Genomic DNA, 24,527 nt, shown 5'->3' on the forward strand with positions numbered 1-24,527 from the left:
ACGCCGGCCCAACCGCGAATGCAGGCCGCCCTCCGGGGCGGCCTTTTTCGTGCAACCTGCCCCATCGCACGAAAGAATTAGGCATAGGGGCCGTGACCGTCTTATCCTGAGGCATATTGCATGACCGGAGCACAGGATTTGGCCTCTTACACGTCCCCCGACACGCCGCCCCATCGGTCGTCAGGGAGCGCTCCCATCTCGGAGCGCGAACAGGCCCTGCACGACATTCTCGGCCTTCTCCATCGGTCGCGCGCGGATGCTCAACCCGTGTTCGAAGCAATTCTGGAAAGGTCTGCACATCTTTCCGGGGCGCCGCTTGCCAATCTGTGCCTGCTCAATGCCGCGCGCAGCCACTGGCACCTTGTTGCGCATTTCGGTGAGGGGCTGCGGCACCTGTCCGTGGGAACGGCCGAAAGACCGCTGGACAGCCATCTGGTTCCGGCGGTGACAATGCGGACGGCACGCGTGGTCCATATCGAGGACCTGATCGATACCGACCTCTACCGGCAGGGCGATCCCGGCCGCGTTGCCATGGTCGAATCGGAAGGGATGCGAACGATCCTCTGCGTCCCGCTTCTGACCGAGGCCGGGTCCATCGGCTGTATCACCCTGTTCCGCCGCGAGGTGCAGGCCTTTACCGATGACGAAATCAGGTTGATCGAAACCTTCGCCGCCCAGGCCGTCATCGCCATCGAGAACGTCCGCCAATTCCGCGAGGTGCAGACCCGGCTGGAACGCGAACGCGCCTCGGCCGAGGTGCTGGAGGTGATCAGCCAGAGCCGCGACGACGAGGCGCCGGTGTTCGCGGCCATCCTGGAAAACGCGGCCCGCCTGTGCAACGCGCCGATGGCCGATCTCGATCTGGTCGACGCGGATGGGCGACACCTGCGCGAGGTGGCTGCCTGGGGGCCCGTTGATCGCGAGATCGGCTCGGAAAACTGGGTCTGGCCGATGGACAGCGACTACTCCCACGTTGTTGCGGTCCGAACCGGACAGATCGCCCATGTCGCCGACGCCAAGGACAGCGACAGGTACCGGGCGGGCGATCCGGTCTCCACCGCCGTTGTCGATGTCGAGGGCATCCGCACCTTCCTCGCGGTCCCGCTAATCGCCAACGGTTACGGCATCGGCTGCCTTGTTCTGTTCCGGCAGGAGGTCCACCCGTTTTCCGCCGACGAAATCGCGCTGGTCGAAACCTTCGCCGCCCAGGCCGTCATCGCCATCGAGAACGTCCGCCAATTCCGCGAGGTGCAGGAGCGCTTGCGGCGCGAGCGCGCTTCGGCAGAAATCCTCGAAGTCATCAGCCAAAGCCGCGAAAACGAGAAGCCGGTCTTCGACGCGATCCTCGAAAACGCCTGCGCGCTTTGCAACGCTCCGTTGGCCGGGCTGATTCTGGGCACTCCGCAGGACGCAACCCAGACCTTGGCCGCACACAAGGGCATGTTTGAAGCCGCGATCCAGCTCTTCGAGAGCGGCCAGATGCGGATGGACGCCAACCTGTCCTATGCGGCAAAATCCATCATCGAAAGCCGCCTGATCGCCTTCGAAGACATGGGCAAAAGCGACCTCTACGATGCGGGCAGCCCAATCGTCCGCTCAATGGTCGATGCCTCGGGCATTCGCAGCGTGCTGTTCGTTCCCCTGATCAAGGACGGCCAAAGCATCGGCAACCTGACCCTGTTCCGGCGCGAGGTTAAACCATTCGACCAATCCGAAATCTCGCTGGTCGAAACCTTCGCCGCCCAGGCCGTCATCGCCATCGAAAACGTCCGCCAATTCCGCGAGGTGCAGGAGCGACTGGAACGCGAGACGGCGAGCCGCGATATTCTCTACGGCATCAGCCAGAGCCGCGAAAACGAGCGCCCGGTGCTGCGGCAGATCAACGAAACCGCGATGCGGCTTTGCGGAGCGACGGAATCAGTCATCTGGGTCATCGCGGGTGACCGGTTCGTACTGGGGGATCTGGCCTCAGACGACGAGAGTTTGCTCCGGGTTGTCCAGAAGAACCCGATCCCACTCGACCGCCGCTCCGCCGGTGGGCGCGCGGTCGAGGATCGGGTCCCGGTCCAGATACTCGATCTTATGGCCGATCCGACCACCAGCCAATTGCCAGCCACCAAGTTCGCCAAGAGCCGGTCGCTGCTGGCAGTGCCGCTGATTTCAAAGGACGGCACGCCAATCGGGGCGATCACGGTCTTCCGGCGCGAGGTCAGGGCTTTCACCCAAGACCAGATCGCGCTGACCGAAACCTTTGCCGCGCAAGCCGTCATCGCCATCGAGAACGTGCGCCAGTTCCGCGAGGTGCAGGAGCGGTTGGAGCGCGAACGCGCCTCGGCGGAAATCCTCGAAGTCATCAGCCAGAGCCGGGACGATGAAACCCCGGTTTTCGAAGCGATCCTCAGTCGCGCCGCACGCTTGTGCAGTGCCGTGGGGTCGGTCCTCCTGTTGCTGGATGAAAACCGGAATGTACTGAAATTGCGTGCTGAATGGAGCACGCTGGAAAACGACCTGGAAACCGACGATGTGTTCCTGGATGTAAACGGAGAGTCGCTGGCGGCCGAAGCCGTCCGGACCGGCAAATCAAGGGCCGTGGGCGATCTCACAAAAGAAGCAAGCTACACCAGGGGCGATACGCTCACCCGCCGCTTCGTGGACGCGACCGGCATTCGCTCGATGCTCTCGGTCCCGTTGCTGCTCAATGGCGTGGCGGTGGGATGCATCGACCTCTTCCGCCACGAGGCCGCTTCGTTCAAGGACCGCGATATCGCCCTGGTCGAAACCTTCGCCGCGCAGGCGGTCATCGCCATCGAAAACGTCCGCCAGTTCCGCGAGGTGCAAGAGCGGTTGGAGCGGGAAAAGGCCAGCGGCGAAATTCTTGGCGTCATCAGCCAGTCGCGCGACGACGAAACCCCCGTGTTTGACGCCATCCTGGAGAATGCCTGCCGGCTCTGCGATGCGCCACTAGCGTTTTTGAGCCTGCTGGAGGACACGGGCACGCATTTCCGCGTCCCCGCGCATCGTGGCGCCAGCCCCGAAATGGCCAGGGTCTGGAACACCCAGACAGAACCGATCGAGGGTTCTACCCTCACCACATCCCAGTCGATTTCCGAGCGGCGCATCATTCAGGTCGATGATCTTGCGGCGGTGACGGCCCCGGATACCGCCGACGGGCGCCGGGCGCAACTTGTCCAACTGGAACAGGTTCGCTCATATCTGGTCATTCCCCTGATCCGGGGGGCTCAGGCCATCGGAACGATAAATCTCTACCGCCGCGAGGTCCGCCCCTTCACACCTGACCAGATCGCCCTTGTCGAAACCTTTGCTGCGCAAGCCGTCATCGCCATCGAGAACGTGCGCCAGTTCAAGGCGCTCGAGGCGCTGAACGCCGAGCTGGAAAGCCGGGTCGAGGATCAGGTGGGCGAGATCGAGCGCATGGGCCGCCTGAAACGCTTCCTGCCCGCCGCCGTGGCCGACACGGTGATCTCGTCCGGGTCAGAAAAGATGCTGTCCAGCCACCGCGCCCTGCTGGGCGTGCTGTTCTGCGACATTCGCGGCTTTACCGCCTTTTGCGAAACCGCCGAACCCGAAGAGACCATCGAGGTGCTGCAAACCTATCACCAGGAGATGGGCAAGCTGATCAACGAACATGGCGCCGGGGTCGATCACCGGATGGGCGACGGCATCATGGTTCTGTTCAACGATCCCGTGCCATGCGACGATCCGGCGGGCGAGGCGGTGCGGCTGGCGCTGGCCATGCGTGAACGGATGGCCGATCTCTGCCGCGGCTGGAAACGGCTGGGGCATCGGCTGGGGTTTGGCGTCGGCGTCGCGATGGGATACGCAACCGTCGGCATGGTCGGATACGAGGGGCGGTTCGACTACACCGCGTCCGGCACCGCCGTGAACCTGGCCGCCCGTCTCTGCGACGAGGCCGAGGATGGAGAGATCCTCCTCAGCCCCCGCGCCTCGATCGCGGTCGAGGATGACTACGCCGTCGAATCGAAGGGCGAAGTCACCCTCAAGGGCATTCGCGAACCGGTCGAAATCTTCCGCCTCGCAAGCGGCTGAGGCACCTCTGCGCCCAGTACAAAACGGTCAATCACCCGTTTGCGACGGGTACAAAACGGTCGATTCACCGTACAAGACAGGATCGGGGCCAACCCGGCAGGGTCGGCCCCGATCATCCCGTAAGTCCGCGCGCGCAGCGGTCAGCGGGAACCGAACAGCCAGCTCCAGGCACTCCTGATGGCGCGGGCGCGTTCCTGATGCGCACGCTCCATGGCCCGGCGGGCAGCGGGGTTTGTCGTCATCTCGATCATCTCGGGCTCCTTTTCAATGATTCAGTTATTCTTGACTTGCTCTCAATATGTCCCCAGAAAATCAAAGTCACAAACGAGAGTTTCTCTTACTTCAATCAAGATTTTCTTATCCAATGATCGACCGCTTGCCACCCCTCACCGCCCTGCGTGCCTTCGAGGCAGCCGCCCGCCACATGTCCTTTGCCAAGGCCGCCGAAGAGCTGAACGTGACCCCCGCCGCGTTGTCGTTTCAGATCAAGTCGCTAGAGGAGCATGTCGGCCAACCCCTGTTCCGCCGCCTCAACCGCGCGGTCGAACTCACCGAGATCGGTCGTGCATTATCCCCCGGAATAAGTGATGGATTTCAGATACTTACCGATACATGGCGCAGTGTTCGGCGGATGCAGGACAACACCACCCTGACCGTCACCGCAGGCCCCGCGCTCACCGCGAAATGGCTGGCGCCCCGGCTCTATGACTTTGCCCGCAAGCACCCCACGATCGACCTGCGTTTTTCCGCAACGCTGCGCGTTATGGACCTCGCGCGCGAGGATGTGGATATTGCCATCCGCTTCGGCTACGGCCTTGATGACGAAGGACTTTATTCACTCCCGGTGCGCAAGGAATGGCTTACGCCGGTAATGTCGCCCGAGCTTGCCGAACGCTACACCACCCCCGAAAGCCTGATCGAAGCGCCCCTCATCTTCGACGATTCCATTGCCTTCCTCCGCCCGCCTGTCGACTGGCCCGTCTGGTTCCGCGCGGTCGGCATCTCCTTTACCCCCACACACGGCACGCATTTTTCCAACGCCGACCACGCCGTCGATGCAGCCGTTGCAGGCGCGGGTGTTGCGCTCGCCAGAAGAGCGATGATTATCAAGGACTTGGAAGAGGGTCGCCTGGTCGCGCCCTTCAAGACCGCGATTGAATCGCAGGGGCGTTTCCGCTTCCTTTGCCTGAAAGGCGCCGAAACCCGCCCCCAGATCGCCGCCTTTCGCGACTGGTTCATGGCCGAGATTGACAAGACCGCGCATATCTCCGACGCCTTCACCATCATACCTATCGAAGAGATCGCGCCGCAATGACCCGCATCCGTGCCACCGCCATCGGCTTTGTCGCCGTCCTTTTGTGGGCCCTGCTGGCCCTGCTCACGGTTGGATCAAGCCCCACACCGCCGCTGTTGCTGAACGCGATCTGCTTCACGATCGGCGGCACGCTCGGGCTGATCTGGACGGCCGCAACCGGCGGCCTGGGTCAGTTGCGCGGCGTGCGGTGGCAGGTCTATGCTTTTGGAACAATTGGGCTTTTCGGTTACCACGCGCTGTATTTCTCGGCCTTGCGCCTGGCCCCCGCCGCCGAGGCGGGGTTGATCGCCTATCTCTGGCCCTTGCTGATCGTGCTCTTCTCGGGCCTCTTGCCGGGTGAGCATTTGCGGCGCGGTCATTTCCTGGGCGCTTTGGTGGCCTTTGCCGGCGCCGCGCTGATCATCACCGGCGGCGGTGGACCGGGGTTCAGCACCGCTTACCTGCCGGGATACGGCCTGGCCCTGCTCTGCGCCCTGACCTGGTCGGGATATTCGGTCCTGTCGCGCCGCATCGGGGACGCGCCCACCAGTTCTGTCGCGGTGTTTTGCCTGGCCACTGCCGCAGCCTCGTGGCCGCTACATTTCGCCTTTGAAACAACGGTTTGGCCTCAAGACGCACTTGCCTGGGCGGCGACAATCGGGCTTGGACTCGGCCCGGTCGGACTGGCCTTTTATGTCTGGGATATCGGGGTCAAGCGTGGGGACATTCAATTGCTGGGCACCAGTTCATATGCGGCCCCGCTCTTGTCTACGCTTGTGCTGGTCCTGACCGGGATCGCGGCGCCCAGCTGGACACTGGGCCTGGCCGCGATCCTGATCACCGGCGGCGCGCTGCTGGCAGCGCGCGCCAGCTTTGCGAATTAGGTCGAAAGACGCTCGATCTCTTCCTTGATCTTGAGTTTCTGCTTCTTCATCTGCGTGATTTGAAGGTCGTCGATACCGGGAGAACGCTGGGCTTCTTCAACTTCGATACTGAGGGTTGCGTGCTTCTTCTTCAGTTCCGTCAAATGCGCGCTGACACTCATGGCGATCCTCCTCTCAGTTGTGGATGCATCAAGTTGAGCACATCCAAAGCGACCTGTCACGCGGCCTTGCGCAGGATTCTGTCATAAAACTGAAATATCGGCCGAAGTCGGCTCAACGGGCCTCGGGCCATGGAAGCGCAGCCGCTTCGCGCTGAACGCGGGAGATCTCGGGCACATAGTGATCCCGGTCGCCGGGGTGCTGTGTGCCTTCGTGCAAAACAAGCCCGTGGTGCAAGCGGAACGCCGCCCTGCCGCCCTTGCGCGCGCGCAGGATCACCAGTTCCGCCGCGCGCCCGGCGCGCGGCACCAGCGGCAGCACCTCGATCGAACCTAAGCGGCTGTCGCAGGCGGCCAGCAGGTCGGGCAGCCGGTCGGCCTTGACGATCATGTGCAAGAATCCACGATGAACCAGCCGCCGCGTGGCGGCGTCCACCCAGACGGCAAGCGGCGTGCCCTCGCCCAGCGCCATCGCCCGCCCCGCGTCATCAGCCGAACTGTGCGCCCCCGGGCGGTAATAGGGCGGGTTGGCGATCACGTGGTCGAACTGGCGCTGCCGCAGAGCGACCGGCATGGCCGCGACATCCCCATCGACGATCTCCAATGCGAGGTCGTTCGCCACGGCATTGCGCCGCGCCAGCGCCGCATAGGACGGTTGCACCTCGACCCCGGCCAGACCCAGATCGGCGACCCGTCTCCCCAGGCACAAGATCGCGGCGCCTGCGCCGCAGCCCAGCTCCAGCACCCGCTGTCCGGGCTGCGCCGGGACCGAGGCAGCGAGAAACACCGGGTCGACTCCGGCCCGGTATCCGGTGAGCGGCTGGAACAGCCGCAGCCGCCCTCCCAGGAAATCGTCGCAACTCAGCTGATCGTCGGCGAACCCGGTCATTTCCCCAGCGGGATACCATTGTCCCGCATCACCCGGGCCGCGCGGTCGTAATCCTCTGCCCGGACCATCATCCGACGGGGAAATATGCCGATCCCGCCTTCGAGGATGCTCATATTTACGTCCATCTGAAAGCAGTCTATATCCTCGCCCTGAAGAAGGGCGGAGGCAAAGGCCATGACTGTCGGGTCGGTGCTGCGCAGAAGCTCTTTCATGGGGATGGATGTAAGGGCAAGGCTGCGCCATTGTCGAGCCTTGTAAAGAAGAACGAAGATGGACGCCAAGGTGAACACGAAACCGCATGACCGGCTGGCCGCCACCCTGTCCTCGGAAATGCAGGATGTGAACGCGCTGATCCGCACCCGGATGGCCTCGGAACACGCACCGCGCATCCCCGAGGTGACCGCCCATCTGGTCGAGGCGGGCGGCAAGCGCCTGCGTCCGATGCTGACGCTGGCAGCGGCGCGGCTGTGCGACTATCAGGGCAGCGATCACGTCAAGCTGGCCGCAACGGTCGAGTTCATCCACACCGCCACCCTGCTGCATGACGATGTGGTCGACGAAAGCGCCCAGCGGCGCGGACGCCCCACCGCCAACCTGCTGTGGGACAACAAATCCTCGGTACTGGTGGGCGATTATCTGTTTGCGCGCAGTTTCCAGTTGATGGTCGAGACCAACTCGCTGCGGGTTCTGGACATCCTGGCCAATGCCGCCGCGACCATCGCCGAGGGCGAGGTGCTGCAAATGACGGCGGCGACCGACCTGCGCACCGATGAAAGCGTTTATCTGAAGGTCGTGCGCGGCAAGACAGCGGCGCTGTTTTCGGCGGCGACCGAGGTAGGCGGCGTGATCGCCGGCGCGCCCGAGGCGCAGGTCAAGGCGCTGTTCGATTACGGCGACGCGCTGGGGATCGCGTTCCAGATCGCGGATGATCTTCTCGACTATCAGGGCGACGCCAAGGCCACGGGCAAGAACGTCGGCGACGATTTCCGCGAGCGCAAGCTGACCCTGCCGGTGATCAAGGCGGTGGCGCAGGCCACCGACGAGGAGCGCGCGTTCTGGGTGCGCACCATCGAAAAGGGCAAACAGGCCGAGGGTGATCTGGAACAGGCACTGGCGCTGATGGAGAAATACGGCACCCTGGCACAGACCCGCGCCGATGCCCGGGCCTGGGCCGAGAAGGCGCGAGACGCGCTGGATGTGCTGCCCAGCCACGAGATCCGCACCATGCTGAGCGACCTGGCCGAATACGTGGTGTCGCGGCTGAACTGAGGCGAAGGGGGCGCTGCCCCCTCGGCCCTGACGGGCCTCACCCCCGGAGTATTTCAGACCAGAAAGAAGCCCCTCAAAGGCGGGGTCCGCGGGCAACCCACCAGTCGCGATGTTCGGTCGCGAGGGCAGACATCGCCCGAACCGATGTTTCATCGCGCGGGAAGAGGCCAAAACAGGTGGCACCCGAACCGGACATGCCGACGAAGAGCGCCCCTGTGTCGCGCAGGGCATTCAGCACATCGGCAATCACCGGCTGCTGCGCAATGGCGGACTCGGCCAGATCGTTGCGCTGACCGCCGAGCCAGGAAATGAACGAGGGCAGATCGCGCCAGCGCGGCAGATCCGCCTCCATGGGCGGGTTGTTCTTTGCCGTCAGCGACCTGAAAACGACAGGTGTCGAAACCGCGACGCGCGGGTTGACCAGCACGATATCCATTTTCGGGAGCGTCGGTACCGGGCCCAACCGCTCGCCGATCCCGCGCATGCGGGCGGGCGAGGTGGACAAGCAGACCGGAACGTCGGCACCAAGCGTCAGCGCCTGTTCCGCAGTAGGCGCGGACAGTTCCCAGAGTTGCGACAGGGCATGCAGGGTGGCAGCGGCATCCGCCGACCCGCCACCGATGCCCGAGGCCACCGGCAACCGTTTCGTCAGGGTGATCGCGGCGCCGCGCCCGGGCGCAAGCAGCCGCGCCGCGCGCAGGACCAGGTTGTCTGGCTCGGCGGACAGCCCGCCAGCCTCTGGCCCACCAATCTCCAACGACAGCGCGTCCGAGGACGCCACCCGGATCGTGTCGCCGACACCGGCAAAGACCACCAGCGAATCGAGCAGGTGATAGCCATCGTCGCGCTGGCCGGTCACATGCAGAGTCAGGTTGATCTTGGCGGGCGCAAAAGCCTCAATCGCCATTGGCCACCTTCAGGGGCGGCGATCCTTCCTCGGCCAGAACGGCGTCCAGACCGGATTCCAGCTTGCGACGGATCCGGTCGGGATCGGCCTCGCCATCGGTGTCTTCCGGGTCGATAAAGGACAATGCGCGCCGCCACTGGAACTCGGCCTCGCGCACCCGCCCAACAGCCCAAAGCACATCGCCTAGGTGGTCATTGACCACCGGATCCACCGGCATCAGCTCGACTGCGCGTTCCATATGGCCCACCGCTTCGTCATAGCGACCGAGACGGAACAGCACCCAGCCAAGGCTGTCGACGATGTAACCGCTGTCAGGCCGCGCGGCGACGGCGCGCTGGATCAGGTCCAGCGCCTCGTCCAGCTTCTGCTCTTTCTCGACCAGCGAATAACCGAGGTAGTTAAGCACCTGAGGTTGGTCCGGGTTCAGGGCCAGCGCGGCGCGGAAATCGGCTTCGGCCTTGTCCCAGTTGCCCAGGCGCTCGTGAGAGATGCCACGGGCATAATGCAGGAACCAGAGGTTGGGCGCCTCGCCTTCGGTCAGTTCAAGCGCCCGGTCATAAGCGACTGCGGCCTTGTCATAGCTTTCCTGCTGGCGTTGCAGGTCGCCCAGAGAGATATAGGCTTGGGGCTGGTTCGGGTATTCCTTGGCGAGCTTTTCCAGCACCTCGATCGCGGCGTCGGGCTTGGCCGCGCGGCGCAGCGCCTCGGCCCGACCCAGTTCGGCGGCATGATAATCGGGACTGTCGGACGGGATCTGCTTGTACGTGGCCTCTGCCAGATCGAACTGGCCCATTTCCTCAAGCAACCCTGCCGTCATCAGCAGGGCGTCAATATGATCCGGGCGCAGGAAGACGGCGGTGCGGATGTAGACCAGCGTATAGTCGTCGGACGCCTCGCCGTTCAGGGCGGCCCCGATGGTAAAAAACACTTCGGCCAGCCCGTCTTCGACCGAACGCACCAGCGAGAACGGCAGGGTTTCCCCGGCTGCCAAACGGTCTGCGATGTCGGCCAGAGCCGGGTCGAACCCGCCGTTAAACACGTCGGTCAGCATGTCCAGCGCCTGAGCGTTGCGATCCAGCTGCGACAGGATCTCCGCGCGGGCGAGGGCGGCCCGGCGCGAAATCGTCGTCAGGGCACCGTCATCGGCGGCAAACAGGGCCTCGGCGCCTTCGAAATCGCCAACCGAGGCCAGCGCCATCGCCTTGTGATAATGGGCAAAGCCGCGCAACCCCGCCTCGTCGGCCACCATGTCGAACTGCGCCAGCGCCTTGGCCACCGACCCGGTCCCCATATGGGCCCAGCCAGCAATCAGCCCATCGACCAGCTTCCCGACGGCGCGGCTCTCGGTGTCACGGTCCAGAACCGCCTGGAATTGTCCCTCTGCCAGCAGGTTCGCGACCACCGCGATGCTGGCAACCTGGCTCCTCAGCCCCATCGCCTCCATCTGCTCGGCGATGGTTACGGCCTTACCCATCCGGCCCAGGGCCAGTTGCGACAGCACCACATTTTCCAACAGCGCGGGGTTCTTGGGATCGGTCGCAAGCGCGCGGACATAGTGTTCCGCCGCCGCTTCGAAATCGTTGGCATAGGCGGCCTGTCGGGCGGCCAGATAGGACCCGGCGGCCACATCCGCGACCGCAGGAAGTGAAACTGCCGATAGCAGTGCCGCCAGCACCGTCTTTCTGACCAGAGAAATCGCCAAGGTTCCGCCTTTCCTGCTGCCTCACGCAAAGCTAGGGCGTTGCAGGGTCCGGTGCAATGGCCGAAGCGCCGGAGCGCGGTTCACAAAGGCGCAACGGCACGTCTTTGCCTGCCTGTGCCGCATCAGGAACGCCGGGCATTGCCCGGCGCCACCTGTTCTGAGCAGATTCGTCACATATTGGGATAGTTCGGACCGTCGCCGCCCTGCGGGGTGACCCAGGTGATGTTCTGGCTCGGGTCCTTGATATCGCAGGTCTTGCAATGCACGCAGTTCTGGAAGTTGACCACAAATCGCGGGCCGCCCTCGTCTTCGACCACCTCATAGACACCCGCCGGGCAATAGCGCTGCGCCGGTTCGGCGTATTTGGGCAGGTTCACCTTGACCGGCACATCCGGATCGGTCAGCCGCAGGTGGCAGGGCTGGCTTTCCTCGTGGTTGGTGGCGGCAAAGGACACGTTGGTCAACCGGTCAAAGCTGATCGTGCCGTCCGGCTTGGGATAGTCGATCGGCTTGTGCTTGCTGGCCTCTTCGGTCGCGGCCGCATCGGTCTTGCCATGGCCCAGGGTGCCGAACAGCGAAAAGCCGAAGCTGTTGGTCCACATGTCGAGCCCGCCCAGCGCCAGCGAGGGCACCAGCCCCCATTTGGACCACATCGGCTTGACGTTGCGCACCTTTTTCAGGTCCTTGCCGATGGCGCCGGTGCGCACCTCGGTCTCGTAATCGCTCAGCTCGTCCGACTGGCGGCCCGCCTTGATCGCGGCATGGGCGGCCTCGGCTGCGGCCTTGCCCGACAGCATCGCGTTATGGTTGCCCTTGATGCGCGGCACGTTGACCATGCCGACCGAGCAGCCCAGCAGCGCCACGCCCGGTGCCACCATCTTGGGCATCGACTGGTATCCGCCCTCGGTGATGGCGCGGGCGCCATAGGCGACGCGCTTGCCGCCCTTCAACAACTCGGCCACCATCGGGTGATGCTTGAACCGCTGGAATTCCATGTAGGGGAACAGATGCGGGTTCTTGTAGTTCAGGTGCACCACAAAGCCGACATAGACCTGGTTGTTGTCGAGGTGGTAGATGAACGAGCCACCGCCCGCATTGCCGCCCAGAGGCCAGCCCATGGTATGGGTCACGGTGCCTTCGCGATGCTTGGCCGGGTCGATCTCCCAGATCTCCTTCATCCCGATGCCGAATTTCTGCGGCTCCTTGCCCTTTTGCAGGTCGTACTTGGCGATCACTTCCTTGGCCAGCGAGCCGCGCACGCCCTCGGAGAGGAAGACATACTTGCCGTGCAGTTCCATCCCCGGTTCGGTGTTGGGGCCATAAGAGCCGTCGGCCTCGAGGCCGAAGACACCGGCGACCACGCCCTTGACCTCGCCATTGTCGCCATAGACCAGTTCGGAACAGGACATGCCGGGGAAGATCTCGACGCCCAGCGCCTCGGCCTGTTCGGCCATCCAGCGGCAGACATTGGCCATCGACACGATGTAATTGCCGTGGTTGTTCATCAGCGGCGGCATCGGCCAGTTCGGCACGCGGATCTGCCCGGCCTCGCCCAGGACATAGAAATTGTCCGCTTTCACCGGCACGTTCAGGGGGGCGCCCTTTTCCTTCCAGTCGGGGATCAACGCATCCAGACCGCAGGGATCCAGCACCGCGCCCGACAGGATATGCGCGCCCACTTCCGAGCCCTTTTCCAGCACGACGACATTCAGGTCGGCGTCGAGCTGTTTGAGACGAATGGCCGCCGACAGGCCCGCCGGACCCGCCCCGACGATCACCACGTCATATTCCATCGCTTCGCGTTCAATCTCGGCCATCGTGACGCTCCTTGGCTTTGGTTTGGCTCTCCGGTCGCGGGCCGGACGCAATAAAGTTTCGCGTTTGATTACAGGTTATGCAGGTCAAGCGTCAATTGAAACGCGAGGTTATATTCGCACATGCAGCATTTCCCCGGCTTGATGCGGGTGTTTGCGGGCGTTTCGGGATCATTTGCCGCAACCCCGGGAATCGCCCTACTCTGCCCTCACCCTGTTATCTGGAGAGAGTGAATGCCCGTATCCTTGCAAGTCGCCTATCCTGCCCGCGACGACACCAGTTTCGATTACGACTACTACCTCACCACCCATATGAGTCTGGTCGCCCAACATATGGGCGCCCACATCCAGAACACGGTTGTGACCAAGGGGCTGGCAGGCGGTCCCGACACGCCGCCGCCGTTCCACGCGATTGCCACCATCGTGTTCGCCAACCAAACCGCGATGAACGCGGCGATGAAGGCGTCCGGACCGGTGGTCGCCGACATCCCCAATTTCTACAACAAGGCGCCGCAGATGCTGATCGGCGAAGTGGTCGGCTGAAGCCGCGTCAGAGGCCCCCGGTCTCGTCCAGCACAAGACGGGGGCCCGGCCCCTTGCTCGCGGCCCGATCCTCGGGGTTGTAGAGCGAGCAATTGGGCAGGCTGAGACAGCCGCAACCGATACAGCCGTCCAGATTGTCGCGCAGCCGCTCCAGCGTTGCGATTCGCTGGTTCAGACGGTCGCGCAGCCTGGTGCTGATACGGGTCCAGTCGGCGCGCGTGGGGGTCCGGTTGCCGGGCAGCCCGGCCAGGACATCGCGAATCTCTGGCAGGGTCAGCCCCAGCTGTTGCGCGATCATGACAAAGCTCAGCCGCCGCAGATCGGCGCGCTGATAGCGGCGCTGCCCGCCCGGATTGCGCCAGGGCGCGATCAGACCTTGGGTTTCGTAATAGCGGATCGCCGACACCGCTAACCCAGTGCGCCGGGCCAATGCACCGATCGAGAGACCTTCGGAAGCGGGCATATTTTTTTCCTGCATAGACCTTGACCTAAAGTTAGGTTTAGAAATTATCTTCACTCGTGGCAACAGAACAAAAGGAAGATTTTCATGAAGGCCACACTGGAACACGCAAACTTCACCGTCGCCGATCCCAAGGCGACTGCCGCATGGCTGAACACGGTATTCGGCTGGAAAACCCGCTGGGAGGGCGCCGCGATAGCCGGTGGCTATACCGTGCATGTGGGCGACGCCGACACCTATCTGGCGCTTTACGCCCCGCCCGCGCCGGTCGCCTCGGCCGAGACCAGCTATGACGTGATCGGCGGACTTAACCATGTGGGCGTTCTGGTCGATGATATCGACGCGACCGAGGAACGGGTGCGCGCCGCGGGCTTCACCCCGCATAACCATGCCGATTACGAACCCGGGAGACGGTTCTATTTCGACGATGACAACGGGATCGAATTCGAGGTGATCAGCTACGCTTGAGGCGGGGTTCTGCCCAACCACCGTTTGTCCCCCCTTGCATTCCACGCCCGGTTTGGGTCAGGTAAACATCAACCCAACAGTCGCCCCGACGCATCGCGCGGCGGGGCGATGCAATTTCTGCGTGGACGAGAAGAGATGGAAAAGATCCCAATGACGCCTTCGGGCCATGCCGCGCTCGAGGCCGAGCTGAAGCAACTCAAGAGTGTCGAGCGTCCGGCCATCATCCAGGCGATCGCCGAGGCGCGCGAGCATGGCGATCTGTCGGAAAATGCCGAATACCATTCCGCCCGTGAAAAGCAGTCCTTCATCGAAGGCCGCATCAAGGAGCTGGAAGGCGTGCTGTCGCTGGCCGATGTGATCGACCCCGCGAAGCTCTCGGGCTCGGTCAAGTTCGGCGCGCGCGTGACGCTGGTGGACGAAGACACCGACGAGGAAAAAACCTGGCGCATCGTGGGCGAGCACGAGGCCAATATCGAAAACGGCCTCTTGAACATCAAATCGCCCATCGCCCGTGCCCTGATCGGCAAGGACGAAGGCGACAGCGTCGAAGTGAACACCCCCGGCGGCATCAAAGCCTATGAGATCCTGAGTATCGAGTACTCCTGACGGAGCCTGAACATGTCCGGCAAAACGCCAGACCGCGACCCCGCCCGCCCCGCACCGATTGGGCTCTATGACCGGCCCAGGCGGCCCAGCGTCACGGGCGTCGAAATCGTGGCGCTGGCGCTGACGGTTCTTTGGCTCGCGGTCTCGGTCTATATCTTTTTCATCGCCGAGGCGGGGTCCAGCCAGGGCATGGGCATCATCGTGTCGATGATGGCCGTTTTCCTGCCGGTGGCGATGATCTGGGTCGCGGCGACCGCGACCCGGGCCAGCCGCGTCATGCGCGAAGAGAGCCAGCGGCTGCAAGCCGCGATCGACGCGATCCGGCAGGCCTATATCACGCAGCAGCAACGCCATGCGGCGGGCCACGAACCCTCGGTCACCAAGAAGCTGGACGAAATCGCCGCCGCCGCGAAGAAAACTGAAACCGCGCTGGCGACGTTCCACACCTCGCGCCGCGACAGGCCGCCGGTGCCGCTCTCGGTTCCGGTCGAGACCCTTGGCGACCAGGGATCGCTGGAGCTTGGCACCCCGGCCGAGGCCCTGTCACCGCCGCTGTCGACCGAGGATCTGATCCGCGCGCTGCATTTCCCGGAAACGGCCGAGGATACCGAGGGCTTCGCGGCGCTGCGCCGTGCGCTCAAGGATCGCAAGGCCGCGCAATTGATCCAGGCGTCCCAGGATGTTCTGACCCTGCTCAGCCAGGAAGGCATCTATATGGACGACCTGCGCCCCGACATGGCCCGGCCCGAGGTCTGGCGCCAGTTCGCCCAGGGCGCGCGCGGGCGCGCGGTGGCCGGTCTTGGCGGCATCCGGGATCGCTCCTCGCTGGCGCTGACCGCTGGTCGCATGAAACAGGATCCGATCTTTCGAGATGCCGCGCATCACTTCCTGCGCCTCTTCGACCGGATGCTGACCGGGTTCGAGGCCCAGGCGACAGATAGCGAGATCTCGGCGCTTGGCGACACCCGGACCGCCCGCGCCTTCATGCTGTTGGGGCGCGTCGCCGGAACCTTCGACTAAAGACCGAAGCTGCCGTAGGGGATGAAGCGCACCGGATCGCCCGGTCGAATAAGGCGACCATCGTCACCGATCTCAACCAGCCCTTCGGCCCAACTCAGCCCGCTCACCCGGCCCGACCCTTCGGAGGCAAAGACCTCCACCCGGCCTTCTCGCACACGGGCACGCAGGTACTCGCGCCGCCCGGGTTTCTTTCTCTTCTCAAACCCGGCGGGCAGGTCAAAACCCTGCGGCTCGGCCCAGGCCTCGCCGGCCAGAACCGCCAGTGCCGGGCGCGCAAAAATAAGGGCGCAGACCATCGCGGCCACCGGGTTGCCCGGCAGACCGAACACCGGCTTGCCTTGCCATAAGCCCAGCGCCAGCGGTCGCCCCGGCTTCAGCGCGATCCTCCATTGCTGCATGGCACCCGCTTCGCGCAACAGGGCCGAGACATGGTCCTCGTCCCCCGCCGAGGCGCCGCCACTGGTCAGGATCACATCCGCCTCTTGCGCTGCCCGGTCCAGGGTCGCGCGCAACGTCGCCCGGTCATCCGGTACCCGCCCCATGTCGCACACCCGGTATCCCAGCCGCTGCGCCAGCGCGCAGAGCATCGGCCGGTTCGCATCATAGATCTGTCCCGGCTCGGCCTCTGCTCCCGGTTCGGTCAACTCGTCGCCGGTGGACAGGATCGCCACCCGCAGGGTGGCCCTTACTGCCACCTCGGCGATGCCGACCGACGACAACAGCGCCAGATCGGCAGGGGTCAGCCGCCGCCCTCCGGGCAGCACTACCGCACCCGCCGCCACATCCTCGCCCGCCTTGCGGGTGTTGGCGCCCTGTTTCAGCGGCCCGCGAAAGGCGATCTCACCGTCGCCCAGCGTCACATCCTCTTCGAGGATCACGGTCTCGACCCCCTCGGGCAGCGCCGCGCCGGTCAGTACCCGCAATGCGCGACCCGTGGGCAAGACGCCATCAAACGGCACCCCGGCCGCCGCCCGACCGTCCTCCAACGGCATCACATGCGCACCCTCGGGCACCGCCCCGGCAAAACCATAACCATCAACCGCGCTGTTGGCCTGCGGCGGGCTGGCCCGCCGCGCCACCGCGTCCGCCGCCAACACCGCGCCCAGCGCCCGCGCCAGCGGGCGCGTTTCGATCCCGGTCACCGGCCCCAGCCTGTCCCGCAACATATCGAGCGCGGCATCGACCGGGGTCCATTCGACCCCGGCAGGCAGGGCAAAACAATCGTTACGCAGCGGCGGCGGTTTCAGCCCGGTCATCCTTGGTCCACTCCCAATATCCAGCCTTCCTCGGGTGCAGTCACATCCAGCCGCTGGGAAAGCTCGGCCTGCGGCAGGCGCGCCAGATCACCGGCCACCCGCTCCACCTGCCATGCATCCCTGATCCGGCCCTCAGGCGCCTTGCCCAAAGTCAACGAGGGCCAGATTTCCACCAATGCAACCGGCTTGTCCAACGGCTCGAACGGCCAGACAGAGACCCGCCCGGCAAAGCGACGCCGCAACCGCGCCAGCACCGGCAGCCCCATCATCACCTGCCCGCCGACCGCGCCCGCCCCGGCCATCTGCCAGCAAGTGAAAGCGCCTCGGGCACGATGCTCCACCGCGCGTCGGTCGGGAAACGGGTTGCGGTACACCTTCTTGGTGCGCGGCAACCCGGCGATATCCCGCTTCAACCCATTGGCCCAGAACGGCCCCTTGCCGCCCAGCCCCCGGTTGATCTCTCCGGCCAAATCGAACCGGTTATTGGCACCAGGTGCATCCTCGATCCGGGCCTCGAACCAGTCCCACAGCCGCAGCGGGTCGTCCGACCCGCTCACCGCACGCGCAAAGCCCGCCGGATAGCCAAAGGGAAAATCGAACCCCAGCATCAGCCGCCGCCCGGCGGCCAGAGCGGTTTCGATCAGATCGCACAGCCAGTTCTCGGCCAGCCCCCGGTTCCTGAGATAGACGGGCTCTGCCCCCGCGGCACAGGCCCAGATCGCATCCTTTCGCGGGCGCGGGCCGGTGTCGTTGCCGCCCGACCAGTCGACCATGGCAATGGTGTCAAAGGGTGTCACAGACCGACCTCGGAGAGGATGAAATCGGCAATCGCTCTTGTGTCGTTCAGGTCGAACACGGGCCGGTCGAGCGTCAGGGGCGTGTCGCTTGCAACAGCGCGGATGGTCGGATCACCCGGCGCGATCAGGTCTGTGCCCGCTTCGGCCCGAAACGCCTCGACCTTGGGATGCCCCTCGCGCTTGTACCCCTCGATCAGCACCAGATCGACCGGCGAAAGGCGCCCCAGCAGTTCGACCAAAGGCGGTTCCACCGCGCCGCGCAATTCGGTCATCTGCGCCACGCGATAACCCGAGGCAAGGATCACCTCGGACGCGCCCGCCTGCCGGTGCCGCCAGCTGTCGCGGCCCGGATGATCGACGTCGAACGAGTGATGCGCGTGCTTGACGGTCGACACCGTCAGCCCGCGCCCGGTGATCTCGGCCACCAGCCGTTCCATCAGGCCGGTCTTGCCCGCATTCTTCCAGCCGGTGACGCCATAGATCCTCATGCGCGCTCCAACAGGGTTTCGGCCCGGGCCAGGTCCTCGGGCGTATTGACGTTGAAAAAGGGATCGAACGGCTCGGCCTGAAACAGCGCCTCGCGCCCGCCATGCCGGTCGGTCCACAGCACCACCTTGCGCAGGCCCTCGTTCAGCGCCGCGCGCAGATCATCGCGCAGCGCCACGGGCCAGAGACCGAATGTCGGGTGCCGGTTGACCTTGCCCCCCGATTTCAGCGCCGCGCCGTCGCGCGGGGTCGTGGCCAGCACCAGCGGATGCGCCTGCCCCTCGGACGCTTCGACCAACCGCGCCACCAGATCGCGCGGGAAAAACGGGGTGTCGGCGGCGGCGGTGACGATGCTGTCGGCTCCCTGCCCTGCGGCCCAGTCAAGCCCGGCCAGCACGCCCGCCAACGGCCCGGCAAACCCCTCGACCGTGTCGGGTAGCACCGGCAAGCCAAAGCCGTCAAACCGCGCCGGATCGCCATTGGCATTGAGCGCCAGCCTCCCGACCTGCGGCGACAGCCGGTCGATCACATGGCCCAAGAGCGGCCGCCCGCCCAGCGGCAACAGCCCCTTGTCACCGCCCCCCATCCGGGTGGCGAGCCCACCGGCAAGGATCACACCCAACGGTCTACGTCCTGTCATGCCCTCTCCTTACGCGCCGGAAAACGCGCGTTTTCCGGTCCGATTTTCGCGCGAAATTCGGTCACCCTTCCGCACTCTTCCGGCGATGTTTCCTGTCCTCGACCGGCACGCTGTCCGGGTCGGCATCCCAGACCAACCGCTCGGCCCCAGACAGACAGACAAACCGTTGCCCACGCATCCGGCCGATCAGGGTCAGCCCCACCTGCCGCGCGATCTCGACCCCCCAAGCGGTAAAGCCTGAGCGCGAGGCCAGCACCGGGATGCCCATCATCGCGGTCTTGATCACCATCTCCGAGGTCAGCCGCCCGGTGGTATAGAGGATCTTGTCCTCCGCCCCCTCGCCCGTCGACAGCATCCAGCCCGCGATCTTGTCCACCGCGTTATGGCGGCCCACATCCTCCATATAGACCAGCGGCCTGCTCTCGCGGCACAGCACCGTGCCATGGATGGCCCCAGCCTCCAGATACAGGGACGGCGTGCGGTTGATCCGCGCCGCCAGATCGTAGAGCCAGGATGTACGCACCTCTACCTGAGGCAAGCGCACCTCCTCCAGCCCCTCCATCATGTCGCCAAACACGGTGCCCACGGCACAGCCGCTGGTGCGGGTCTTTTTCTTCAGCTTTTCCTCGTGGCTGGTTTCCACCGCGGTGCGCACCACGACGGTTTCCAGGTCCTCGTCGTAATCGACGCCGGTGATCTCTTCATCCGGTTTCAGCATGCCCTGATTGCGCAGGAACCCCAACGCCAGATATTCGGGGTAATCCCCGATGGTCATGGCGGTCACGATCTCCTGACTGTTGAGGAAGATGGTCAGCGGGCGTTCCTCGACCACCGAGATACGCGCGGGCGCACCGGTCTGGTCCAAACCCTCGACCGCGCGGGTCAGACGGGCGGCCCCCGGGTCGGGGGCGATGATGTAATCCGACAAGTCGTCCGAGATAGCCAATTGCAACCCTTTCCTTGGCCCGGTACAGCGGTCGGGCTTACCTTAGGATCTAGGAATGTCCTTCACCACATCCAAATCCATCTACTGGAGGGGTTTTCGCGACGGCGCACCCTTCATCATGGTGGCGGCCCCCTTTGGCACGCTGTTCGGCGTCTTTGCGACCGAGGCCGGGCTGAACCTGATGCAGGTGATGACCTTTACCGCCACGGTCTTTGCGGGCGCGGCGCAGTTCACCGCGCTGCAACTTCTGCTCGATGACACGCCGACACTGATCGTGCTGTTGTCGGCGCTGGCGGTGAACCTGCGGGTGGCGATGTATTCCGCCGCGCTGACGCCTTATCTGGGTGCCGCGCCGCTCTGGCAGCGCGCGGTTGCCGCCTATTTCACGGTGGACCAGTCTTATGCCCTGTCCGTGGTGCGGTTCGAGACCGAGCCGGACCTGACCGTGCCGCAGCGGATGGCCTATTTCTTTGGCACTGTGACGCCGCTGGCGCCCGCCTGGTACCTGGCGACCTATCTGGGGGCCGTGCTGGGCACCCGCATCCCCGACAGCTGGGCGCTGGATTTCGCCCTGCCGATTACCTTTCTGGCAATGATCGGGCCGATGCTGCGCACCCTGCCGCATGTGATCGCGGCGCTGGTCGCGATCGTGACCGCGCTGCTGACAGCCGGAGTGCCGTTCAACCTGGGCCTCTTGATCGCGGGCACCGCCGGCATGATGGCCGGTGCGCGGGCCGAAGTGGTGCTAGCCCGCAGGAGCTGGAACACATGACCGAGATCGAACCATCAACCATGTGGATCGTCATCGCCGGGCTTGCCTTTGGCAGCTTTGGCCTGCGCTTTGTCTTTATAGGGCTCGTGGGCGACCGCCCGCTGCCCGACTGGCTGCTGCGGCACCTGCGCTATACCGCCGTGGCCATCCTTCCCGCGCTGATCGCGCCTTTGGTGATCTGGCCGCAGGCCACCGGCGGTCAGCCCGATGTGCCCCGGATGAGCGCGGCGGCAGTGGCGCTTGCCGCCGGATACTGGTCGAAAAACGTGCTGGTCGCGATCTTTTCAGGCGCAGGCACGCTTTACGGCCTGCTCTACCTGCTGGGCTGAGACGAGGCTCAGCCCGGCTGGTTCAGCTTGGCGTTGTTGGCTGCCAGACCCTTTTGCAGGTCGGCATCGTCTTTTTCGTAGTACCGGTTGGTCACCGCACCGGGACGCGAACCGAACTGATCGGCCAGCTTGGTCGGCTGAAAGGTCACCTTGATGTCGCTGAACCCCGGAATCTGCTGTAACAGCTGTGCGGTGTAATTTGCGCAATAGGCCCCTGGCACCGGTCCCATCTGGCGCGCCAGACGATAGGCGGCCTCGGCCTGTTCCGGCGTCACTTCCAGCTCTTGTACAACCACGTGATGGGTCTCGCGCGCATGTGATCCGCGATAGGCGCGCTCGACCGCCGGGGTGATACCGAACAGGACATCGTTCTGCTCGGGCACGATATCGGCCCAGAACGATCCCGCCGGATCAAAGATCACCCGCTCGCTGGCATTGATCATCAGCGACGTATGCGCCCCCGCGCCCGAGCGGTTGTTGACCATGGTGTAGAGCGTCAGCTTCGCCGGGCCGGGATCGCGATAGCGCACGGCGGCCACGGTCGCATCATCGGCAAAAGGCGCACTCTGGCGCGTACAGGCGGCCGTACCGACCGCCAGAGCGCAGACGATCAATGCTGCTTTCACGGAAGGTTCCCGCCGGATCAGGAGGTGAAGACTGCCATGAACAGCAGAATGAAGAAAATCACCCATACCACGCGGATGGTGAACTTGATGAAACCTTCAAAGGTCTGGGTCTGGGTGGTGATGTCCATCGAACCGGGTTTGAAATCAGCCATAGTGGTCTTCCTATTCGCGTGTTTTTCGCTGGATAACGGATTCTCGCCGCCCTGTCACGACGTCATTCGCGCGCAGGCAGGGCAAGATCGAAAGGTGTGCATTGCGGGTAACCATAGCCCCAACGCCAGGGCAGCCCGGAACAGGGGCCGCCGCCGAACCGTACCGCCATGTACATGGCGTCGGCAATCGTACCATAGGCCCGGCGCACCGTCTCGGGCGTCGTGTCATAGCGGGCGGCAAGCGTCTCCAGATGGCTTTCGCCCGTCTCACGCACGCAGGACCGCAATTCCTCGTCCGCCTGCACCCGGGCGTCATAGCTGACCTCGGCGTCCTCCGCCCCGCCGCCGTTGTGATAGGCGCGGTCATGGATGATGCAGCAGGCCTCCCAAGGGGGGACATCCCCCTGCGCCGCGGCAAAATCGGGAAAGGTCTCGGCAACCAGCGTCCACCCTGCACTCAGCCCGCCGGAACAGCCATCGGTGGTAAAGGGCGCCAGCACGGCCTCGCTCCGCGTCGCCATGTACGACCGATGCGCGGGCAGTTCGACCACCCGCCCGATATCCTGCGCCGTGACGGGACCCGCGACAAGCAGGCAGCCAATCACAAGGTTACGGGCTCTCATCGCGATACTCCTTCGCATCCGCCTCCCAGCCCATTTCCTGGGTCAGCCACAACAGCACCCGTTCCGCCGGGTTCAGCGTCGCCCGCACCTCCAGCACCTCGCGTGCCATGGCCGGTTCGTCGGTGATCAGCCCATCGACCCCAAGCGAGATCATCTTGGACATCAAGAGCGGCTCGTTGACGGTCCAGACATAGATGTCCTTGCCCGCCGCATGCACTGCGCGCACCAGTGACGGACGCAGGCTGGCGGTGCTGACGGCGATGAAATCGCCCTCCAAGCCGGCCAGATCGCCAACAGCGGTGGCCGCCAGAACCCCGGTGCGCCAGTCAGGGCGCAGCGCCCGCATCTTTTGCACCGCCGGGTATTTCAGCGACATGGTGGCGATCTGGTCCTGCATCCCCAGTTCCTCGACCAGGGCAATGACACGGTTCTCCAGATCCACATCGTGTCCGTAGTACTTCAGTTCGATCAGCACCCGGGACTTGTCCCTCGCCGCTTCCAGAATCGCTCGCAGGGTTGGCGTCCGCTCGCCGGAATACTCTGGCGCGTACCAGCCGCCGATGTCTATGGCCTCCAGATCCTGCATCTTGGCATCCCAGATCTTGGTCGGCACGCCCGCCAGCTTCATGAAATCGCTGTCATGCATCACCACGATTTCGCCATCGGCGGTTTCCTGCACGTCGATCTCGACCCAGTCGGCCCCATCCTCAATCGCCTTCACGACCGAGGCCATGGTGTTTTCCGGCCGCGACCCCGCCGCGCCCCGGTGGCCGATGACGGTCACGTCGTCCTCGGCCGTCAGTTGCGTCAAGAGTCCGTCGCCGACCCAGGCGCCGATCCCCAAGGCGACCGCCGCAATGCCCGCCGCCCCGAACAGGCGTCCGCGCAGACCCACGCGCGCCGAAGCCGCCGGAACCGTCGCCGTCCCGCCATAGAACCCGTCCAGAACCTTGGCCAGCGCCCCCAGGCCAATCGCCGACAGCACCAGACCGGCCAGCGCCCAAAGGCCCAGCACCAGCGCGATCAGGATCAGGGCCCGGCGCAGGCCGCCTTCGGCCGGAATCGGGATCAGGGCCATCGCCAGATTGGCCATAGCGGCGATACCGGCGGCAATGGCGATACGGATCGTCACCCAGATCACCAGTTCAATCTTCAGCCCAGTCCGGCGCGCGCCCATCCGGCGGGTGCTTTCGGCAAAGACCTCGCGCGGGCGCATCCCGTCGAACAGCACCAGGTGCAGCGCCAGCGCCCAGCCCGACAGGCGCAAGATCAGCACGCCGGCCAGTACCAGCACGATCAGCCCGATCAGCACCACCGCCACCCAGAACGCGGGCGGATGGAAGGTCAGGTAATAGTTGATGTCATAGTCGGTCAGTTTCCACCACGCGACCAGCCCCGCCACCGCAGCAAACGGCGCGATCAGCAGCAAGAGCCGCAGGATGAACAGAACCGCAAAGCTCAAGAGCGCCCGCACCCGGCGAAACACCAGCGCAAAGGCCGCGCTTCCGGTGCGCCAGACGTCCGCTTCAGGGCTTCGCAGGCTGGCCGCCATGACCGAAAAGCTCAGCACCTCGGCCACCAGCAGCACGCTCAGCACGCCAAGGGTCGCCACGAATCCCAGTGGCGACAGGATAAACCGCGCGATGTCCTGATCGGTCAGCGCCGATTGGTCAGACAATGCAACGGCAAGGTTGATCAGCCCCGCCAAGGATGGCGCGATCAGGGCCAGCGCCAGCAGGCGCAAGGCGGCGTAGAGGGGCACAAAAAGCGCCCGTCGCGACCATGACCGGCGCCAGGCTGAAACGACATTCGACAAAT

Annotated in this window: 26 protein-coding genes; 10 read left to right on the plus strand and 16 right to left on the minus strand. The window is 64.6% G+C overall.

Annotation, left to right across the window (positions count from 1 at the left end; all coding sequences use genetic code 11):
* Positions 1–120: 120 nt before the first annotated feature.
* The 3 genes from OE747_RS06980 to yddG all read left to right on the plus strand — a co-directional run bounded on the left by OE747_RS06980 (position 121) and on the right by yddG (position 6,246).
* On the plus strand, positions 121–4,068 hold the full coding sequence (locus OE747_RS06980) for a GAF domain-containing protein (RefSeq protein WP_263827879.1): 3,948 nt from the start codon (positions 121–123) through the stop codon (positions 4,066–4,068).
* Positions 4,069–4,432: 364 nt separating this feature from the next.
* Positions 4,433–5,383, plus strand: a complete 951-nt coding sequence (gene gcvA, locus OE747_RS06985; protein WP_263827880.1) for a transcriptional regulator GcvA — start codon at positions 4,433–4,435, stop codon at positions 5,381–5,383.
* A complete protein-coding gene (gene yddG, locus OE747_RS06990; protein WP_263827881.1) occupies positions 5,380–6,246 on the plus strand; it encodes an aromatic amino acid exporter YddG in 867 nt (288 codons plus the stop codon). Before gcvA ends, yddG begins: the two co-directional genes overlap by 4 nt.
* On the opposite strand, the gene OE747_RS06995 is transcribed toward yddG, so the two are convergent.
* The 3 genes from OE747_RS06995 to OE747_RS07005 all read right to left on the minus strand — a co-directional run bounded on the left by OE747_RS06995 (position 6,243) and on the right by OE747_RS07005 (position 7,505).
* Positions 6,243–6,407 carry a YdcH family protein gene (locus OE747_RS06995; RefSeq protein ID WP_263827882.1) on the minus strand — a complete coding sequence of 55 codons (165 nt, stop codon included), beginning with the start codon at positions 6,405–6,407 and terminating at the stop codon, positions 6,243–6,245. The genes yddG and OE747_RS06995 overlap by 4 nt on opposite strands.
* A 112-nt stretch (positions 6,408–6,519) precedes the next feature.
* Positions 6,520–7,293, minus strand: a complete 774-nt coding sequence (locus OE747_RS07000; RefSeq protein ID WP_263827883.1) for a tRNA1(Val) (adenine(37)-N6)-methyltransferase — start codon at positions 7,291–7,293, stop codon at positions 6,520–6,522.
* The gene (locus OE747_RS07005; RefSeq protein ID WP_263827884.1) at positions 7,290–7,505 is read right to left on the minus strand and encodes a putative signal transducing protein; all 216 of its coding nucleotides are present in this window, start codon (positions 7,503–7,505) and stop codon (positions 7,290–7,292) included. Before OE747_RS07005 ends, OE747_RS07000 begins: the two co-directional genes overlap by 4 nt.
* A 58-nt stretch (positions 7,506–7,563) precedes the next feature.
* Between OE747_RS07005 and OE747_RS07010 the strand changes: the two genes are divergently transcribed.
* A complete protein-coding gene (locus OE747_RS07010) occupies positions 7,564–8,562 on the plus strand; it encodes a polyprenyl synthetase family protein (RefSeq protein WP_263827885.1) in 999 nt (332 codons plus the stop codon).
* 73 nt (positions 8,563–8,635) lie between these two features.
* On the opposite strand, the gene OE747_RS07015 is transcribed toward OE747_RS07010, so the two are convergent.
* From OE747_RS07015 to OE747_RS07025, 3 genes are all read right to left on the minus strand, one after another.
* Entirely contained in the window at positions 8,636–9,469 is an 834-nt protein-coding gene (locus OE747_RS07015) for a 4-(cytidine 5'-diphospho)-2-C-methyl-D-erythritol kinase (RefSeq protein WP_263827886.1), read from the minus strand.
* Entirely contained in the window at positions 9,459–11,171 is a 1,713-nt protein-coding gene (locus OE747_RS07020; protein WP_263827887.1) for a tetratricopeptide repeat protein, read from the minus strand. The genes OE747_RS07015 and OE747_RS07020 overlap by 11 nt, the downstream gene beginning before the upstream one ends.
* Positions 11,172–11,341: 170 nt before the next feature.
* Positions 11,342–12,988 (minus strand): electron transfer flavoprotein-ubiquinone oxidoreductase, encoded by a 1,647-nt coding sequence (locus OE747_RS07025; protein ID WP_263827888.1) that lies wholly within the window; start codon positions 12,986–12,988, stop codon positions 11,342–11,344.
* Positions 12,989–13,219: 231 nt separating this feature from the next.
* Between OE747_RS07025 and OE747_RS07030 the strand changes: the two genes are divergently transcribed.
* Positions 13,220–13,528 (plus strand): EthD family reductase, encoded by a 309-nt coding sequence (locus OE747_RS07030; RefSeq protein ID WP_263827889.1) that lies wholly within the window; start codon positions 13,220–13,222, stop codon positions 13,526–13,528.
* A 7-nt stretch (positions 13,529–13,535) separates the two neighbouring features.
* On the opposite strand, the gene soxR is transcribed toward OE747_RS07030, so the two are convergent.
* Positions 13,536–13,991: a redox-sensitive transcriptional activator SoxR gene (gene soxR, locus OE747_RS07035; RefSeq protein WP_263827890.1), complete on the minus strand. Its 456-nt coding sequence runs from the start codon at positions 13,989–13,991 to the stop codon at positions 13,536–13,538.
* Positions 13,992–14,075: 84 nt separating this feature from the next.
* Here soxR and OE747_RS07040 point away from each other — a divergent pair, with 84 nt between their 5' ends.
* From OE747_RS07040 to OE747_RS07050, 3 genes are all read left to right on the plus strand, one after another.
* Complete coding sequence (locus OE747_RS07040) at positions 14,076–14,456, plus strand: VOC family protein (protein WP_164129177.1); 381 nt, start codon at positions 14,076–14,078, stop codon at positions 14,454–14,456.
* 135 nt (positions 14,457–14,591) lie between these two features.
* On the plus strand, positions 14,592–15,062 hold the full coding sequence (gene greA, locus OE747_RS07045) for a transcription elongation factor GreA (RefSeq protein ID WP_164129178.1): 471 nt from the start codon (positions 14,592–14,594) through the stop codon (positions 15,060–15,062).
* Positions 15,063–15,074: 12 nt separating this feature from the next.
* Positions 15,075–16,082, plus strand: a complete 1,008-nt coding sequence (locus tag OE747_RS07050) for a hypothetical protein (protein WP_263827891.1) — start codon at positions 15,075–15,077, stop codon at positions 16,080–16,082.
* Here the strand turns inward: OE747_RS07050 and OE747_RS07055 are convergent.
* The 5 genes from OE747_RS07055 to OE747_RS07075 all read right to left on the minus strand — a co-directional run bounded on the left by OE747_RS07055 (position 16,079) and on the right by OE747_RS07075 (position 20,213).
* Positions 16,079–17,338: a molybdopterin-binding protein gene (locus OE747_RS07055; protein WP_263827892.1), complete on the minus strand. Its 1,260-nt coding sequence runs from the start codon at positions 17,336–17,338 to the stop codon at positions 16,079–16,081. The genes OE747_RS07050 and OE747_RS07055 overlap by 4 nt on opposite strands.
* Positions 17,335–18,135 (minus strand): molybdopterin guanine dinucleotide synthesis, encoded by an 801-nt coding sequence (locus OE747_RS07060; RefSeq protein ID WP_263827893.1) that lies wholly within the window; start codon positions 18,133–18,135, stop codon positions 17,335–17,337. Before OE747_RS07060 ends, OE747_RS07055 begins: the two co-directional genes overlap by 4 nt.
* On the minus strand, positions 18,132–18,623 hold the full coding sequence (gene mobB / locus OE747_RS07065; RefSeq protein ID WP_263827894.1) for a molybdopterin-guanine dinucleotide biosynthesis protein B: 492 nt from the start codon (positions 18,621–18,623) through the stop codon (positions 18,132–18,134). The genes OE747_RS07060 and mobB overlap by 4 nt, the downstream gene beginning before the upstream one ends.
* Positions 18,620–19,261, minus strand: a complete 642-nt coding sequence (mobA, locus tag OE747_RS07070) for a molybdenum cofactor guanylyltransferase MobA (protein ID WP_263827895.1) — start codon at positions 19,259–19,261, stop codon at positions 18,620–18,622. The genes mobB and mobA overlap by 4 nt, the downstream gene beginning before the upstream one ends.
* A gap of 61 nt (positions 19,262–19,322) precedes the next feature.
* Positions 19,323–20,213, minus strand: coding sequence for a formate dehydrogenase accessory sulfurtransferase FdhD (locus OE747_RS07075; protein ID WP_263827896.1), 891 nt, complete (start codon positions 20,211–20,213; stop codon positions 19,323–19,325).
* A 49-nt stretch (positions 20,214–20,262) separates the two neighbouring features.
* Between OE747_RS07075 and OE747_RS07080 the strand changes: the two genes are divergently transcribed.
* The gene (locus OE747_RS07080; protein ID WP_263827897.1) at positions 20,263–20,979 is read left to right on the plus strand and encodes an AzlC family ABC transporter permease; all 717 of its coding nucleotides are present in this window, start codon (positions 20,263–20,265) and stop codon (positions 20,977–20,979) included.
* The gene (locus OE747_RS07085; protein ID WP_263827898.1) at positions 20,976–21,308 is read left to right on the plus strand and encodes an AzlD domain-containing protein; all 333 of its coding nucleotides are present in this window, start codon (positions 20,976–20,978) and stop codon (positions 21,306–21,308) included. The genes OE747_RS07080 and OE747_RS07085 overlap by 4 nt, the downstream gene beginning before the upstream one ends.
* A gap of 8 nt (positions 21,309–21,316) precedes the next feature.
* Here OE747_RS07085 and OE747_RS07090 read toward each other — a convergent pair whose 3' ends face one another.
* From OE747_RS07090 to OE747_RS07105, 4 genes are all read right to left on the minus strand, one after another.
* On the minus strand, positions 21,317–21,934 hold the full coding sequence (locus OE747_RS07090) for a hypothetical protein (protein WP_404818299.1): 618 nt from the start codon (positions 21,932–21,934) through the stop codon (positions 21,317–21,319).
* A gap of 17 nt (positions 21,935–21,951) precedes the next feature.
* Positions 21,952–22,086, minus strand: coding sequence for an aa3-type cytochrome c oxidase subunit IV (locus OE747_RS07095; RefSeq protein ID WP_263827899.1), 135 nt, complete (start codon positions 22,084–22,086; stop codon positions 21,952–21,954).
* Between the two features lie 62 nt (positions 22,087–22,148).
* Positions 22,149–22,709 carry a hypothetical protein gene (locus tag OE747_RS07100; protein WP_263827900.1) on the minus strand — a complete coding sequence of 187 codons (561 nt, stop codon included), beginning with the start codon at positions 22,707–22,709 and terminating at the stop codon, positions 22,149–22,151.
* Positions 22,696–24,471 (minus strand): glycerophosphodiester phosphodiesterase, encoded by a 1,776-nt coding sequence (locus OE747_RS07105; RefSeq protein WP_263827901.1) that lies wholly within the window; start codon positions 24,469–24,471, stop codon positions 22,696–22,698. Before OE747_RS07105 ends, OE747_RS07100 begins: the two co-directional genes overlap by 14 nt.
* Between the last annotated feature and the right edge of the window lie 56 nt (positions 24,472–24,527).

The organism is Ruegeria aquimaris, from assembly GCF_025751555.1.
In the GTDB taxonomy this organism is placed as follows: Bacteria; Pseudomonadota; Alphaproteobacteria; order Rhodobacterales; family Rhodobacteraceae; genus Ruegeria_B; species Ruegeria_B aquimaris.

Bases quoted from the DNA above. Each gene is read 5' to 3' on its own strand.
- OE747_RS07085 (WP_263827898.1), top strand. From the start codon at position 20,976: ATGACCGAGATCGAACCATCAACCATGTGGATCGTCATCGCCGGGCTT.
- gcvA (WP_263827880.1), top strand. From the start codon at position 4,433: ATGATCGACCGCTTGCCACCCCTCACCGCCCTGCGTGCCTTCGAGGCA.
- OE747_RS07040 (WP_164129177.1), top strand. From the start codon at position 14,076: ATGAAGGCCACACTGGAACACGCAAACTTCACCGTCGCCGATCCCAAG.
- OE747_RS07080 (WP_263827897.1), top strand. From the start codon at position 20,263: ATGTCCTTCACCACATCCAAATCCATCTACTGGAGGGGTTTTCGCGAC.
- OE747_RS07050 (WP_263827891.1), top strand. From the start codon at position 15,075: ATGTCCGGCAAAACGCCAGACCGCGACCCCGCCCGCCCCGCACCGATT.
- mobB (WP_263827894.1), bottom strand. From the start codon at position 18,623: ATGAGGATCTATGGCGTCACCGGCTGGAAGAATGCGGGCAAGACCGGC.
- OE747_RS07015 (WP_263827886.1), bottom strand. From the start codon at position 9,469: ATGGCGATTGAGGCTTTTGCGCCCGCCAAGATCAACCTGACTCTGCAT.
- OE747_RS07055 (WP_263827892.1), bottom strand. From the start codon at position 17,338: ATGACCGGGCTGAAACCGCCGCCGCTGCGTAACGATTGTTTTGCCCTG.
- OE747_RS07030 (WP_263827889.1), top strand. From the start codon at position 13,220: ATGCCCGTATCCTTGCAAGTCGCCTATCCTGCCCGCGACGACACCAGT.
- OE747_RS06980 (WP_263827879.1), top strand. From the start codon at position 121: ATGACCGGAGCACAGGATTTGGCCTCTTACACGTCCCCCGACACGCCG.
- OE747_RS07000 (WP_263827883.1), bottom strand. From the start codon at position 7,293: ATGACCGGGTTCGCCGACGATCAGCTGAGTTGCGACGATTTCCTGGGA.
- mobA (WP_263827895.1), bottom strand. From the start codon at position 19,261: ATGACAGGACGTAGACCGTTGGGTGTGATCCTTGCCGGTGGGCTCGCC.
- OE747_RS07010 (WP_263827885.1), top strand. From the start codon at position 7,564: ATGGACGCCAAGGTGAACACGAAACCGCATGACCGGCTGGCCGCCACC.
- OE747_RS07005 (WP_263827884.1), bottom strand. From the start codon at position 7,505: ATGAAAGAGCTTCTGCGCAGCACCGACCCGACAGTCATGGCCTTTGCC.
- soxR (WP_263827890.1), bottom strand. From the start codon at position 13,991: ATGCCCGCTTCCGAAGGTCTCTCGATCGGTGCATTGGCCCGGCGCACT.
- OE747_RS06995 (WP_263827882.1), bottom strand. From the start codon at position 6,407: ATGAGTGTCAGCGCGCATTTGACGGAACTGAAGAAGAAGCACGCAACC.
- OE747_RS07025 (WP_263827888.1), bottom strand. From the start codon at position 12,988: ATGGCCGAGATTGAACGCGAAGCGATGGAATATGACGTGGTGATCGTC.
- greA (WP_164129178.1), top strand. From the start codon at position 14,592: ATGGAAAAGATCCCAATGACGCCTTCGGGCCATGCCGCGCTCGAGGCC.
- OE747_RS07095 (WP_263827899.1), bottom strand. From the start codon at position 22,086: ATGGCTGATTTCAAACCCGGTTCGATGGACATCACCACCCAGACCCAG.
- OE747_RS07100 (WP_263827900.1), bottom strand. From the start codon at position 22,709: ATGAGAGCCCGTAACCTTGTGATTGGCTGCCTGCTTGTCGCGGGTCCC.
- yddG (WP_263827881.1), top strand. From the start codon at position 5,380: ATGACCCGCATCCGTGCCACCGCCATCGGCTTTGTCGCCGTCCTTTTG.